Genomic DNA, 14,100 nt, shown 5'->3' on the forward strand with positions numbered 1-14,100 from the left:
GTCAGAGCAGCGGCTTGGTGAAGGCGGAGTCCGTCGTCTCGTAGCCCAGTGACTCGTAGAGCCGCTCGGCCGGGGCGTTGCCGGCGAAGACGTTGAGCCCGAGGACCGGCCGGCCGGCGGCGATCGCCTGGCGTTCCGCAAGCAGCATGAGCGTGCGGCCGTGTCCCCGCCCCCGGTGTGCCGGGTCGGTCTCGACGTCGAAGACGAACGCCTTGTCCTCCTGCAGGGCCAGCCACAGCACGCCCACCCGCGTCCCCGCGTGCTCCAGGACGCTGAGCCGCATGTTCTCCGTGGCCTGTCCCTGCGGCAGCAGCATCTCGTGGTCCCTGCGGGCCTTGTCGTACGCGGCCGCCTCGGGAACGCCCCGCTCGATCCACATCCGGGCGTAGTCGGCGGCCTCGTGCTCCTGCCAGGCGGCGAACTCGGCGGGGGTCATCGGCCGTGCCCGGCTGTCCGCGGGCAGTTCGGGCGGTGTGTCACCGAGGCGCTTCTCCATGCCGCGGTTGCGCAGGGTGTAGCCGAGGGCGCCGGCCAGCCGCAGCGCGGACTCCGCCGCCGCCGGGACCACGGCCTCCATCTGGGCGCAGCCCCAGCCGCGGGCGACCTCCTCCGCGGCCAGCGCGGCCACCGTCCCCCTGCCGCGCCGCCGGTCCGGCTCGGCTATCCGCAGCTCGATGACGCGCGCCACCGAGTCGCCGAGGTTCGCCGAGGTGCCGAGGCGGAGCACGCCCACGGGGCGGCCGTTCACACACACCTGGTACCGGCGCGAGCGTGTTCCGTCGGTGTTGCGCTGAAGCGGCTCGGCCGGCCGCAGGGTCGTCGTCATCACGGGTGTTCTACCCGCTCGGCGCCCCCGGGTCAGCCGAATTTCGCGCCGGTCACGGATCCAGGTCGTGCCCGGACCGCTCGTCGAAGATCCGCATCGCCTTGAGGGTCGCCGGACCGGGGGCGCCGGGCAGTTCCCGGGCGTCGACCCGGTGCACGGCCTGGACGTCGCGCAGGCTGGAGGTGAGGAAGACCTCCTCGGCGCGGTCCAGCACGTCCAGCGGCAGATCGGTCTCCCTGGCGCCGGTCCACTCCACCACGAGGGCGCGGGTGATGCCGGGGAGGCAGCCGGAGGCGACCGGCGGGGTGTGGATCTCGCCGTCCAGGACGACGAAGACGTTCGACCCGGTGCCCTCGCAGAGCTGTCCGACCGTGTTGGCGAACAGCGCCTCGGAGGCGCCGTGTTGGTGGGCGCGGGCGAGGGCGACGACGTTCTCGGCGTACGAGGTGGTCTTCAGGCCGGTGAGCGCACCCCGCTCGTTGCGGGTCCAGGGCACCGTGATCACGGCGGTGGTCTCCGGGCGGCGGGCGGTGTCGCCGAGGGCGACCACCAGGGTCGGGCCGTGCTCGCCGCGGTCGGAGCCGAGCGGTCCGTGGCCGCCGGTGTAGGTGATGCGCAGCCGGCCGAGCGGCATCGGGGTGGCTTCGAGGACGGCCGCGCAGGCGCGGCGGACCTCGTCGAGGTCGGGGTCGGGCAGGCCCAGGCCGCGGGCCGAGCGGGTCAGCCGGTCCAGGTGGCGGGTGAGCGCGAAGAGGCTGCCGTCGACGGCCTTCACCGTCTCGAAGACGCCGTCGCCGACGGTCAGCCCGTGGTCGAAGACGGACACCCGGGCGGAGTCGATGTCCCGCAGTGCGCCGTCGAGCCAGATCCTCATGTGAGAGCCCTTCCACTTTCCTGGTACAGCCCCGACGCTACCGCGAGCAGCCGGGACGCCTTCAGCTCGGTCTCCCGCCACTCCCCCTCGGGGTCGGATCCCCAGGTGATGCCGGCGCCGGTGCCGAAGCGCAGCACCGGCGTGCCGGGGGCGGAGCGGTCGATCCAGAAGGTGCGGATGCCGACGGCCAGCTCGCCGACGCCCCGGTCGGCGTCGACCCAGCCGATGCCGCCGCAGTACGGGCCGCGCGGGGCGGGCTCCAGCGCCTCGATGATGCTGAGCGCGCTGGACTTGGGGGCGCCGGTGACGGAGCCGGGCGGAAAGGCCGCGGCGAGCAGTTCCGGCCAGCCGGTGTCCGGGCGCAGTTCGCCGCGGACCGTGGAGACCAGGTGGACCAGGCCGGGGTGCTTCTCCACGACGCACAGGTCGGGAACGCTCACGCTGCCGGTGGCGCAGACCCGTCCGACGTCGTTGCGGACCAGGTCCACGATCATCACGTTCTCGGCGTAGTCCTTCTCCAGCAGGTCCGCCTCGGTGCGGCCGGTGCCCTTGATGGGGCCGGACTCGACGGTCCGGCCGGCGCGGCGCAGGAACAGCTCCGGCGAGGCGGTGGCGATCTCGACGCCGTGCCCGGGCAGCCGGATCGTGCCCGCGTACGGCGCCGGGTTGCCGCGGGCCAGCAGGGCGGTCAGGGCGTCCACGTCGGCGTCGGGGTCGACGGGCGCGCTCAGCACCCGGCAGAGGTTGGCCTGGTAGACCTCGCCGGCGGCGATGTGCTCGCGGATCCGGTGCACGGCCGCGGTGTACCCGGCGCGGTCCAGCGAGGAGGTCCACTCGGTCACCGCCGGGCCACGCCAGCCGCCCGGCACCGGGGCGGGCACCGGCTCCTGCCGGACCTCGGCGAAGCGGGCGCAGGTCAGCCGGCCCTCGAAGTCCGCGCAGACCGCCCAGAAACCGGCCGAGTCCAGGGCGGTGGGATCGTCGGTGACGTCGAGCAGACCGGTGGCGAGGCGGGTGCCGAAACGGGCCAGGGAAGGTGGGCCGGAAGGGTGGTGAAGCACAAGGTCGAGTCTAGGGCTGGTGTCCGAATCGCGGCCGGGAGATGTCCCCCCGGAACCACCGGCCGCCCCATGCGCCGGGTGCAGCGCAGCACGCTGCGCAAACGCGTTTTTGTACTGGCCCGGGAATCCGCTAGAGTTCAACACGTCGCCGGGACGCGAGAGCGGACCGAAACGACAGGCGGACGTAGCTCAGTTGGTAGAGCGCAACCTTGCCAAGGTTGAGGTCGCGAGTTCGAGCCTCGTCGTCCGCTCGAAGGAAGAAGGGGTCATCCCGATCCCCTACACTCCTGGTGGAGTGGCCGAGAGGCGAGGCAACGGCCTGCAAAGCCGTCTACACGGGTTCAAATCCCGTCTCCACCTCCAAGGACGATTAGCTCAGCGGGAGAGCGCTTCCCTGACACGGAAGAGGTCACTGGTTCAATCCCAGTATCGTCCACTGGATCCGTCGGCTCGTACGGCAGGACCCGAACCCGCGCGATTAGCTCAGCGGGAGAGCGCTTCCCTGACACGGAAGAGGTCACTGGTTCAATCCCAGTATCGCGCACTGTCTGTGACTCCCGGGTCACAGCCCGCGGACGATTAGCTCAGCGGGAGAGCGCTTCCCTGACACGGAAGAGGTCACTGGTTCAATCCCAGTATCGTCCACGCAGCAAGAAGCCCCCGGCCGTCTCGTACGGCCGGGGGCTTCTTCGTGGTACCGGCCCGGATCAGCTGGAGAACAGCATGTGGCCGAAGCTCTTGTGGCGGTGGTGACCGCCGTAGTGGCCGCCGTGGTGGCCACCGCCGTGCGGGGCGCCCCAGGCGGGGGCGGACGGAGCCGGGTACGCCTGCGGGGCGGCCGGGGGCGGGGGCGCCGGCTGGGACCACTGGGACTCCAGACGGGTCAGCGCCTCCAGCTCGCCGTAGTCGAGGAAGATGCCGCGGCAGCCGCTGCACTGCTCGATCTGGACGCCGTTGCGGTTGTAGGTGTGCATCGGCGCATGGCACTTCGGACACTGCATGGTCGGCTCAACTCCTCGCCTGTCGGTCCTGCTTCGCGTTTCCCCAGGACAGACTCCGTGCGGCCCCGGTCGGTTGCACCCTACGCCGGGAAACCGCGCGTCAACTGGCGGGGTACGGCACTCATTCGGGCACAGGCGTCGACCAGGGCCTGCTCCACCTCGTCCAGCGGGCGGCCGGCGTCGATCGCCTTGGTGAGGGCGCGGGCCGCGGTCTGCGCGGTGAGCGCGCGGGCGGGGACGTCCAGGGCCGGCCAGGGGTCGCCGTCCGCCGGTACGGCGGGGCCGCCGGCCTCGCGGTAGGCGGCCAGGAACCGGGTCCACTCGTCGGGCGGGAGCAGGCCGCAGGCGAACCACGCGGCGGGGCGGGCGAGGTCCCAGGCCGGGACGCCGAGGCCGAGGTCGTCCAGGTCGATCAGCCGCCAGGGGCCGTCGGGTGCCGGGTGCCGCACGAGCTGGCCGAGGTGCAGGTCGCCGTGGCAGAGAGCCGGGGTGCCGGGCATGGGCGCCTCGGCGCGGGCCCAGGCGGGGAGGGCGGCCCAGGCGCGGAGGACGGGCGGCCCGGCCGGGTGGGGGGCGGCGCTCAGAGCCGTGCGCAGGCGGGCGAGGGCGTGGGCGGCCTTGGCGGGGCCGCGCATGGGGGGCGGGGGGACGCGGTCGCCGGGGGCCGTTCGGTGCAGGCGGGCGAGGAGGGTGGCGGCCGCTTCCCAGGGGGCGGCGTCGGGGTCGTCCGGGTCGACCGGGGTGCCGTAAGGCCAGAGGGTGACGAGGCGGTCGTGCAGGGCGGTGGGGGTGGGGGTGAGCGGGGGCAGGAGGACGTCCGGGACGCGGGCGGCCGTGGCCAGGCGGAGGGTGAGGCCGGCGGGGTCGGTGTCCGGGGCGTGGGCCTTGGCGACGGTGCCGGCGTGCCGGACGACGGTGGCGTCGGGGCGGTCGGCGAGGGTGATTCCCGGGCAGGTGCAGGGGGCTCCGCCGGGGAGCTGGTGGGGGTGAGCGGTGGCTATGGCCTTTGTGGTGAGCGCGGTCAGGAGGTTCAAGGGGTCACTTCGGCCTCGGGGGTGGGGCGGTGTCGAGTGAGCGTACGCCTGCGGCGGGCGGTGCTGTGACGGTGGACGGTGTCCTGGGCTCTGGCTCGGCGGGGTTGGGTGCCGGTGCCGTGATGGCGGGGCCGCGCCGGTGCCGGCCCGAGGGTGTTTCGCTCGCCCCGCGCTTGGGGGGTGCCGCTGCGCCCACCCGTGCCGCCCCAGGCGGCACGCATGCCCGCAGCGGGGCGGGTCGAGTGCCCATAGCTGGGCGGCACCCATGCCGCGGCTGGGCGGGCCGGGACTCGCGACTGGGCGGGTCCAGTGCCCATAGCTGGGCGGGCCGGGTGCCCACAGCTGGGCGGCACTCATGCCGCAACTGGGCGGGACTCGTGGCTGGGCGGTTCGGGTGCGCGTGGCCGAGTCGTGGAACGGCGTAATGCCGGCGCAGCTCCCCAGCTGCGCCGGCATTTCTGCCGTCCGCCGCACCCCCGTCCCCACGGGGTTTCATGGATGGATGTCCCCGCCCGGACCGCTCTTCCGGGCCTGGGGTCGCCGCTCAGCGCCCCAGCATCACACCCACGGACGACGCCTGTGTGGCCACCGTCTCCCAGCCGTCGAAGACGAGCAGGAGCAGGGCCGCCAGAGGGAGGGCCATGAGCGTCGCCACCAGGGGGTGGCGGCGGCCCGTGCGGCGGGGGGCGAACGTGGTGCGCCGTGGTGCCGTGTGGGCCACGGTCCCTCTCCTGACCGTGTCTGCCGTACTGACTCTTGTTCCGGCAGCGGCGGGTGTCTGACCTCGGGGGACGAGTGCTGCACCCGCCGCTTGACCTCAAATCTAGGCGCGCGCTGCCAGGCGGGCGTCATGCCCTCGTACCGATTGGCGGGCCTCCCGGAGGATGAGCGGCATCCGGCGGAGTACTCCCCTGGGTGGAGACATGGACCTGACTCTCGGGGTCTTCCCGGAGGGGGCGCCCGCTGTGTCCCGTCATGTCCGGACCTGCCGGCGCGGCACTTCGAGTGAGTTCGATCACTTCCTCCGTTTCCGGGCGGTCGGAGGCGGGTGTCCGGATCGTCCGGTGACCGGTCCCGCCGGGCGCGGTCCGGTTCGGTCGCGAGTGCCGCGTCGCGGCCGCCGTGGCCTGCGCGCGGTCGCGGTGCGTCGGATCAACGTCCGTGTCATGAGGTCCGGTTGGAGTCGGCATGGTCTCAATGGCACTGCGCGGGACGGCTTCCTGACCTTGTCTCACCTCTGTCCGCGCGCGGTGGACAATCCCTCGGGCCGAGAGGGCGCGGCCTATGCGCGCGGGCGGCCGTGGAAACGTAAGCTGTGGCACGTCACAGGGACCGGGCAGCGGGGATGAACATGGCGATGATGCGCCTGAGGCGCGAGGACCCGCGCGTCGTCGGCTCGTTCAGGCTTCACCGACGGCTCGGCGCGGGCGGGATGGGCGTGGTCTACCTCGGCTCCGACAAGAAGGGCCAGCGGGTCGCGCTCAAGGTGATCCGGCCCGATCTCGCGGAGGACCAGGAGTTCCGGTCGCGCTTCGCCCGTGAGGTCTCGGCGGCCCGGCGGATCAGGGGCGGGTGCACGGCCCGGCTGGTGGCCGCGGACCTGGAGGCCGAGCGGCCCTGGTTCGCCACGCAGTACGTGCCCGGGCCCTCCCTGCACGACAAGGTCGCCGACGACGGCCCGCTCGGCGCGGCCGACGCGGCGGCGATCGGCGCGGCCCTGTCCGAGGGGCTGGTGGCCGTGCACGAGGCCGGCGTCGTGCACCGGGACCTGAAGCCGTCCAACATCCTGCTGTCCCCGAAGGGGCCGCGGATCATCGACTTCGGCATCGCCTGGGCCACCGGCGCCTCCACGCTCACCCACGTCGGCACGGCGGTCGGCTCGCCGGGCTTCCTCGCCCCGGAGCAGGTGCGCGGCGCCGCCGTGACCCCGGCGACCGACGTGTTCTCGCTGGGCGCGACGCTGGCCTACGCGTCGACCGGCGACTCACCGTTCGGGCAGGGCAGTTCCGAGGTGATGCTGTACCGCGTGGTGCACGAGGAACCGCAGCTGCACGGTGTACCGGACGCTCTCGCCCCGCTGGTCCGGGCCTGTCTCGCCAAGGACCCCGACCACCGGCCGAGCACGCTGCAACTGTCGCTCCGGCTCAAGGAGATCGCCGCCCGCGAGGCACAGGGCCTGGCCGACGTACGGCCGCCCGCGCCGCGCGTCGCGGAGGCGGACCTGCCGACCGGGCGGCTCGCCGACACCTACCCCGAGCAGCAGCGCGCCCAGCGGCGCGCTGCTCCCGGCACTCCGGTGCCGCGTGGGAACACGCCCGCCAGGGGCGGTGCGCCCGCCCGCGGCGGCAGCGTTTCGCGGGGCGGCGGGGTGGCTTCGCGCCCCGGCACGGCCCGGTCCACCCCGGTCCCTCGCGGCGGCCCGCGCTCCGGCAGCGGCAGCCGGCCCGGTCCGCGCAGCGGCACCGGGCGGCCGGCCCCGCGCCCGACGGGAAGCCGGCTGCGGCCGGCCAATCCGCGGCTGCTGCGTCAGCGGCTGTTCGTGTTCGTCGTGGTGACGTTGCTGGTCGCGCTCGGCATCGCCGTCGCCCAGGGCTGCCAGGGTCCGGCGCGCGGTCTGGGCGACGACGGGCGGCGGCAGCGCGTGGGACTGCGGCTGGGTTCGCACCCGTCGGCCGAGGGGCGTCCGGTGTCCCCGGTTCAGGCCCCGGGGCGGCCCGAGGCCACCGCGTAGAACGCCACCGCGGCGGCCGCGCCGACGTTCAGGGAGTCGACGCCGTGGGACATCGGGATGCGGACCCAATCGTCGGCGGCGGCCAGGGCCTTCGTGGACAGGCCGTCGCCCTCGGCTCCGAGCATCAGGGCCACCCGGTCCATCCGGTGCGGGGCGGCCTCGTCGAGGGTGCGGGCCCTGTCGTCCGGGGTGAGCGCGAGGAGGGTGAAGCCTGCCTCACGGACCCCGTCCAGGCCCTTGGGCCAGGTCTCCAGGCGGGCGTAGGGCACGGAGAAGACCGCGCCCATCGAGACCTTGACGCTGCGCCGGTACAACGGGTCGGCGCAGTCGGGCGAGAGCAGCACCGCGTCCATGCCGAGGGCGGCCGCGGAGCGGAAGATCGCGCCGATGTTGGTGTGGTCGTTGACCGCCTCCATGACCACGACCCGCCGGGCGTCGCGCAGCAACTCCCCCGTCGTCGGCAGCGGCTTGCGCCGCATGGAGGCGAGTGCGCCGCGGTGGACGTGGTAGCCGGTGACCCGCTCGGCCAGGTCCGGGGTGACCGCGTACACCGGGGCCGGCATCGCGTCGATGACGTCCCGCATGACGTCGACCCACTTGGCCGAGAGCAGCATGGACCGCATCTCGTACCCGGCGTCCTTGGCCCTTCTGATGACCCTCTCGCCCTCGGCGATGAACAGGCCCTCGGCGGGCTCGCGCCTGCGGCGCAGCTCGACGTCGGTCAGGCCCGTGTAGTCGCGCAGGCGGGGGTCGTCGGGATCCTCGATGGTGATGAGCTCGGCCACGGGGTGATACTGCCTTGTCCTGGGGTGGGTCGGTTGCCGGCGGCTGGGAAGAGGGTGCGGTGCCGGGTGCTGCTCCGGGTCACGCGTGATCAGGCCGCCGGTTCGGGACCCACGTTCACGACCTCGCCCACGACGATGACCGCCGGGGGCCTGACGTCCTCGGTGCGCACGGTCTCGGCGACCGTGGCGAGGGTGGCGTCGACGCGGCGCTGCGCGGCCGTCGTGCCCTCCTGGACGAGGGCCACGGGGGTCTCCGGCGACCTGCCGTGCGCGACGAGCGTGTCGGCGATCTTCCCGATCTTGTCGACGCCCATCAGGATCACCAGCGTGCCGGTCAGCCGGGCCAGCGACGGCCAGTCGACCAGGGAACGCTCGTCGTCGGGGGCGACATGGCCGCTGACCACGGTGAACTCATGGGCCACGCCCCGGTGGGTGACCGGGATGCCGGCCGCGCCGGGCACGGAGATGGAGCTGGAGATGCCGGGGACGACCGTGCACTGGATGCCGGCCTCCGCGAGCGCCTGGACCTCCTCCATGCCCCGGCCGAAGACGAAGGGGTCGCCGCCCTTGAGCCGGACCACCGACCTGCCCTGCTTGGCGTGCTCGATCAGGGCGTTGTTGATGGCCTCCTGGGCCATGTAACGGCCGTACGGGATCTTCGCCGCGTCGATGACCTCGACGTGCGGCGGGAGTTCGGCGAGCAGGTCGCGCGGGCCGAGGCGGTCGGCGATGACCACGTCGGCCTCGGCGAGGAGACGGCGGCCGCGGACGGTTATCAGGTCCGGGTCGCCGGGGCCGCCGCCGACAAGCGCGACTCCGGGGGTGCGGGTGCGGTGGTGGGGGGCGACGAGGGTGCCGTCGCGCAGGCCCTCGACCACCGCGTCGCGGACGGCCGCCGTGTGCCGGGGGTCGCGGCCGCGGGCGTCGGTGGTGAGGACGGCCACCGTGACGCCCTCGCTGTGTCCGGTCGCCGGGGTCCAGGCGGTCGCCCGGTCGGCGTCGTCGGAGCGGACGCACCAGACGCGGTGGCGCTCCGCCTCGGCGGACGCGGCGGCGTTGGTCTCGGGGTCGCTGGTGGCGATGAGGACGTACCAGGCCTGCGCGAGGTCGCCCTCGGCGTACGGCCGGCGGTGCCAGGTGATCTCGCCGCCGTCCGCCATGGCCTCGACGGAGGGCGTGGCCTCAGGGGAGACGAGGACGATGTCGGCGCCGGCCGCGATCAGCGCCGGGAGGCGGCGCTGGGCGACCTGGCCGCCGCCGAGGACGACCACGCGGCGGCCGGAGAGGCGGAGGCCTACGGGGTAGGCGGGGTGTTCGGCCATGACGGACGGCTCCTCGTGCAGCTCTGCGATGGGCGCGCCGCGGCTTTGGAGCGGCCCTGACGTGCGGATTTTAAGGCGTCGGAGCGAGCGGGGCACGGGCGGTCCGGCAGCTGAACACCGGACCGCCCGCCGCGGGGCCGCTACTTCTCCGTGACCCCCGCCGAGTCGAACGTGGCCACCTCGTGCATCGCCCGTGCGGTGCTCTGCACCAGGGGCAGGGCCAGCAGGGCGCCGGTGCCCTCGCCGAGACGGAGGTCAAGGTCGACCAGGGGACGCAGGCCCAGCTTGTTGAGCGCCGCCACATGGCCGGGCTCGGCGCTGCGGTGGCCGGCGATGCAGGCCGCGAGGACCTCGGGGGCGATCGCGCGGGCGACCAGGGCCGCGGCGCCGGCGCTGACGCCGTCCAGGATCACCGGCGTACGCAGGGAGGCGCCGCCGAGGAGCAGGCCGACCATGGCCGCGTGCTCGAAACCGCCGAGGGCCGCGAGGACGCCGATCGGGTCGGCCGGATCCGGCTGGTGCAGGTCGAGGGCGCGGCGGACGACCTCGGTCTTGCGGGCCAGCGTCTCGTCGTTGATGCCGGTGCCCCGGCCGGTGACCTCGGCCGGGTCGGCGCCGGTGTACACCGAGATCAGCGCGGCGGACGCGGTGGTGTTGGCGATGCCCATCTCACCGGTGAGCAGCGCCTTGTTGCCGGCCGCCACCAGGTCGCGGGCGGTCTCGATGCCGACCTCGATGGCGGCCTTGGCCTCCTCGCGGGTCATCGCCGGGCCGGTGGTCATGTCGGAGGTGCCGCCGCGGATCTTGCGGGGCAGCAGTCCGGGTGTGGCCGGCAGATCGGCGGCGACACCGACGTCCACGACGCACACCTCGGCGCCGACCTGGCCGGCGAAGGCGTTGCACACCGCTCCCCCGCCGAGGAAGTTGGCCACCATCTGCGCGGTGACCTCCTGCGGCCAGGGGGTCACGCCCTGGGCGTGCACTCCGTGGTCGCCGGCGAAGATCGCGACGGCCGCGGGCTCCGGGATCGGCGGCGGGCACTGCCGGGACAGCCCGGACAGCTGGGCGGAGATGATCTCCAGCATGCCGAGCGCGCCGGCCGGCTTGGTCATGCGCTTCTGGCGCTCCCAGGCCTCGCCGAGCGCCTTGGCGTCGAGCGGGCGGATCTGTGCGACGGTCTCGGCAAGCAGGTCGTGGGGTTCCTCTCCGGGCAGGGCGCGGCGGCCGTACGTCTCCTCGTGCACCACCCACGACAGCGGGCGCCGCTTGGACCAGCCGGCCTGCATCAGCTCGGGTTCGTCCGGGAACTCGTCGACGTATCCGACGCACAGGTAGGCGATGACCTCCAGGTGCTCGGGCAGGCCGAGGGCGCGGACCATCTCGCGCTCGTCGAAGAAGCTGACCCAGCCGACTCCGAGGCCTTCGGCGCGGGCGGCGAGCCACAGGTTCTCCACCGCGAGCGCGGCGGAGTACGGGGCCATCTGCGGCTGGGTGTGCCGGCCGAGGGTGTGGCGGCCGCCGCGGGTCGGGTCGGCGGTGACGACGATGTTCACCGGGGTGTCGAGGATGGCCTCGATCTTCAGTTCCTTGAACTGCTTGGCCCGGCCCTTGGGCAGCGACTTGGCGTAGGCGTCCCGCTGGCGCATGGCGAGTTCGTGCATGGCCCGCCGGGTGTCGGCGGAGCGGATCACGACGAAGTCCCAGGGCTGCGAGTGGCCCACGGAGGGCGCCGTGTGGGCCGCTTCCAGGACGCGCAGCAGCACCTCGTGCGGGATCGGGTCGCCGCGGAAGCCGTTGCGGATGTCGCGGCGTTCGCGCATCACCTTCAGGACGGCCTCGCGTTCGGCGTCGTCGTAGGCGGGCGCGGCCGGACCGGTCGACTGTCTCGGCTCCTCCACCGCGGCCGTGTCCTCCTCCTGGTCGGCGGCCCTGGTCCGCAGGTCCTCAGCGTGCTGTACGACACCGGGGGCGGCCTCGGTGTCCGGCTCGGCCGGTGCCACGGCGGGCTCGGCCTCGCGGGGCGCGGGCACGGTGGCCACCGGCTCCTGCTGCTCCTGAGCGGGCAGCACGATGGGGTGCGGCGGGGTCGGGGCCAGGTGCGGTGTGGTCGGCACCTGGCCGTCCACGGGCACGAACTGCCCGAGCGGCTGCTCGGGGTCCGGCCGCAGCGGAACGGCGGAGGGCAGGGGCTCGGCGGGTGCGGCCGGGTCCGTCTCGGCGGCGGGCGCGGGCGTCACGGTCTCGGCGGCGGCCGGTGCGGGCGTGGCCTCGGCGGGCGTCGGCTCGGCGGGCGTCGGCTCGGCGGGCTGGTGCTGCGGGCCCGAGGGAAGGCCGGCGCCGGTGGCCGGGGCGGGCGTGCCGTCGGCAGCCGTCCGGGCGGTGGCGTCCAGAGCGGCCTGGGGCTGGAGCTGGGGCTGCTGCGGGGCGGGCGCCGCGTCGCCGTCCTGCGGGGCGGGTGCGGTGAGCTGCGGGCCCTGCGCCTGCGGGACGACGGGCTCGGGTGCCTCGGTGGCCGGCGGGGCGGTCACGGCCTCCGGTGCCGGGGCGACGGGCTGGGCGGCCTGCACCGCTTCAGGGGCCTGGGCCGACTCGGGGACCTGCACCGCTTCAGGGGCCTGGGCCGACTCGGGGACCTGCACCGCTTCAGGGGCCTGGGCCTGTGCGGGCGCCGGCAGCGGCTCCGGGGCGGGGGCCGGTGCTGCGGCCTCGGCCTGCGGGGGCGCCGCGGCCGGAGTGTCGGCGGGCGCGGCCGGCTGAGCCTCGGCGGGCTGGGCCTCGGCGGGTGCCTCGCCGTAGCCGGGCACCTCGACGGGACCGGAAGCCTGCGCGGGAACGGTCTCGGCCGGCTGAACCGCTTCGGCCGGGTCGGTCATGTCCTGAGGCGTGACCGCGGCGACGTCCGCCGCCGGGTCCGCACCCGGTGCCTGAACGGCGTCGGCGGCTTCCGGGACGGCTCCGGACGCCACGTCCACGGCAGGGGCGTCCCCGGCGGGCACGGCCTCGGCGGCGACCGGTGCGTTTTCCTCCGGTTCTTCCGGCTGGACGGGCTCGGCGGCCTCGCCGGACACCTCGGGCTCGGGCGCGTGAACCGGCTCGGTGCCCTCGACCTGCGCCGACGTGCCCGGAACGGCCTGGTCCGCGACGTGCGAGGCATCCGGACCGGGGATCACCTGGCCGGGCTCGGCGCCCTGGGCCGCTTCCCCCGCCTCGGTCTCGGGTACGACTCCCCCGGCCTCCGCCACCGGCGGCGCCTCCACCACGGGCGGCGTGTCCGCGCTGCCGTCCGTACCGGGAACGGCCGCGGCCCGCGGTTCCTGACCGGCGTCGACCGGTACCGGACCGCCCTCGGCAGCCTGCGCCTGGTCCGCCGGAGCGGTGTACACCCCGTCGTGACCGTGCGCGGGCTGGACCCCGTCGTGGCCGTGCACACCCTGGGCCGCGCCCGGAGCCTGCGCCCCCGCCTGGGTGGTGAGGCGGTCCAGCGTGGCCTGGGCGGCGCCGGAGGCGTCGGCGGTGGGCTCGGGCTCACCGGCCGGAGCAACCGTTTCCGCAGCCGGCGCCTGAGCGTCGGCCTGGGCCACGGCGGCGGGCGCGGCCCAGGGGGCCGCGGTCTGCGGGGCCGCGCCGGACAGGGCCTGGACGCCGAGGTAATCGGGCCCGGTCGTGGCCGGTCCGGACTGCCGGGCCGGCACTCCGGCGGGGCCGCGGTCGGCGAGGGAGCGGACCGGGCTGGCGGAGGCGTCGGGGATCGGCGGGCCGAGGTGCAGCGGCCGGCGCGGCTGCTGTGCCGCTGCCGCCGTCGCCTCGTGCGGGGCCGAGAGAATGGGGGAAGAGGGTACGGACGCCGGACCCGAGTCGGGCAGCCGGACGCCGCTGAGGTCGACGGAGCCGCTGTCCCGGCCGGCCGTCTCGTGCGGACCGGGTTCATGGAAGGTCTCGACGACGGGTTCCGGCGCGGGCGGCGGAACCTCGTTGCCCCAGGCGCCCTGAGCACCCGGCAGCAGCAGGTCTTCGTCCTCGGCGGGAAGCTCGGAGAGGTAGGTGTACGCGCCGTGCGCGGGGACGCCCGGCTGCTCCACCATGCCTGCGCTCTCCGGCTCTCCCTCGGCCGGGACCTGGCCGGTGTCGGTCATGCGTACCCCTCGCCCATCGGTTTAGTGCTTCTCTACGACCAGCTCACCCGGAACGGCGCACCGACCGCCCCGCAGTGAAGAACGAGCGTGCGTGCCCAGCGGCACGAACGACCGCCCGGAAAAGGCGACAAAGCCATTCAGTGGCATTGTCCCGGCCGTTCGGCCGTCGCGACAGCATGATCCGCGACAGCCCGCTGTGGACTGCGCCACGTTGCGCGTCCTCGGGTTCTGCCGTACCACACCCATCCCAAAACGGGCGCGCTTTCCGGACATTGACGAACGAAGTTCCGGGCCACCGGTACGGCACAACGATCGGCCAGCCTACCGCGCGCG

At 74.6% G+C, this 14,100-nt stretch carries 10 protein-coding genes and 5 tRNA genes; 6 read left to right on the plus strand and 9 right to left on the minus strand.

Annotation, left to right across the window (positions count from 1 at the left end; genetic code table 11):
* Nucleotide 1: 1 nt before the first annotated feature.
* The 3 genes from AB0924_RS03320 to AB0924_RS03330 are packed head-to-tail and all read right to left on the minus strand — an operon-like array spanning nt 2 to nt 2,761.
* Nucleotides 2-826, minus strand: a complete 825-nt coding sequence (locus AB0924_RS03320; RefSeq protein ID WP_366910531.1) for a GNAT family N-acetyltransferase — start codon at nt 824-826, stop codon at nt 2-4.
* A 52-nt stretch (nt 827-878) separates the two neighbouring features.
* Entirely contained in the window at nt 879-1,700 is an 822-nt protein-coding gene (locus tag AB0924_RS03325; RefSeq protein ID WP_366910532.1) for an aminodeoxychorismate lyase, read from the minus strand.
* Nucleotides 1,697-2,761 (minus strand): chorismate-binding protein, encoded by a 1,065-nt coding sequence (locus AB0924_RS03330; protein WP_358932244.1) that lies wholly within the window; start codon nt 2,759-2,761, stop codon nt 1,697-1,699. Before AB0924_RS03330 ends, AB0924_RS03325 begins: the two co-directional genes overlap by 4 nt.
* A 178-nt stretch (nt 2,762-2,939) precedes the next feature.
* On the opposite strand from AB0924_RS03330, the gene AB0924_RS03335 reads away from it, so the two are divergent.
* From AB0924_RS03335 to AB0924_RS03355, 5 genes are all read left to right on the plus strand, one after another.
* Nucleotides 2,940-3,012, plus strand: a tRNA-Gly gene (locus AB0924_RS03335).
* A 38-nt stretch (nt 3,013-3,050) separates the two neighbouring features.
* Nucleotides 3,051-3,124 (plus strand) — tRNA-Cys (locus AB0924_RS03340).
* A 1-nt stretch (nt 3,125) separates the two neighbouring features.
* Nucleotides 3,126-3,197 (plus strand) — tRNA-Val (locus tag AB0924_RS03345).
* A gap of 36 nt (nt 3,198-3,233) precedes the next feature.
* Nucleotides 3,234-3,305 (plus strand) — tRNA-Val (locus AB0924_RS03350).
* A gap of 29 nt (nt 3,306-3,334) precedes the next feature.
* A tRNA-Val gene (locus AB0924_RS03355) sits at nt 3,335-3,406 on the plus strand.
* Nucleotides 3,407-3,468: 62 nt separating this feature from the next.
* On the opposite strand, the gene AB0924_RS03360 is transcribed toward AB0924_RS03355, so the two are convergent.
* From AB0924_RS03360 to AB0924_RS03370, 3 genes are all read right to left on the minus strand, one after another.
* On the minus strand, nt 3,469-3,762 hold the full coding sequence (locus AB0924_RS03360) for a zf-TFIIB domain-containing protein (protein ID WP_358932242.1): 294 nt from the start codon (nt 3,760-3,762) through the stop codon (nt 3,469-3,471).
* A gap of 80 nt (nt 3,763-3,842) precedes the next feature.
* Nucleotides 3,843-4,763 carry an aminoglycoside phosphotransferase family protein gene (locus AB0924_RS03365; protein ID WP_366910640.1) on the minus strand — a complete coding sequence of 307 codons (921 nt, stop codon included), beginning with the start codon at nt 4,761-4,763 and terminating at the stop codon, nt 3,843-3,845.
* 577 nt (nt 4,764-5,340) lie between these two features.
* A complete protein-coding gene (locus AB0924_RS03370) occupies nt 5,341-5,517 on the minus strand; it encodes a hypothetical protein (RefSeq protein ID WP_185091440.1) in 177 nt (58 codons plus the stop codon).
* Nucleotides 5,518-6,141: 624 nt separating this feature from the next.
* Here AB0924_RS03370 and AB0924_RS03375 point away from each other — a divergent pair.
* Nucleotides 6,142-7,527, plus strand: coding sequence for a protein kinase (locus AB0924_RS03375; protein ID WP_358932273.1), 1,386 nt, complete (start codon nt 6,142-6,144; stop codon nt 7,525-7,527).
* On the opposite strand, the gene AB0924_RS03380 is transcribed toward AB0924_RS03375, so the two are convergent.
* The 3 genes from AB0924_RS03380 to cobT form a co-directional block, all read right to left on the minus strand.
* Nucleotides 7,494-8,312 (minus strand): RNA methyltransferase, encoded by an 819-nt coding sequence (locus tag AB0924_RS03380; RefSeq protein WP_366910533.1) that lies wholly within the window; start codon nt 8,310-8,312, stop codon nt 7,494-7,496. The two genes, AB0924_RS03375 and AB0924_RS03380, sit on opposite strands and share 34 nt — an antisense overlap.
* 89 nt (nt 8,313-8,401) lie before the next feature.
* Nucleotides 8,402-9,634, minus strand: a complete 1,233-nt coding sequence (gene cobA / locus AB0924_RS03385) for a uroporphyrinogen-III C-methyltransferase (RefSeq protein ID WP_358932239.1) — start codon at nt 9,632-9,634, stop codon at nt 8,402-8,404.
* 140 nt (nt 9,635-9,774) lie between these two features.
* The gene (gene cobT, locus AB0924_RS03390; RefSeq protein WP_366910534.1) at nt 9,775-13,767 is read right to left on the minus strand and encodes a nicotinate-nucleotide--dimethylbenzimidazole phosphoribosyltransferase; all 3,993 of its coding nucleotides are present in this window, start codon (nt 13,765-13,767) and stop codon (nt 9,775-9,777) included.
* Nucleotides 13,768-14,100: the final 333 nt, after the last annotated feature.

The organism is Streptomyces sp. NPDC047869 (assembly GCF_040704065.1).
In the GTDB taxonomy this organism is placed as follows: Bacteria; Actinomycetota; Actinomycetes; order Streptomycetales; family Streptomycetaceae; genus Streptomyces.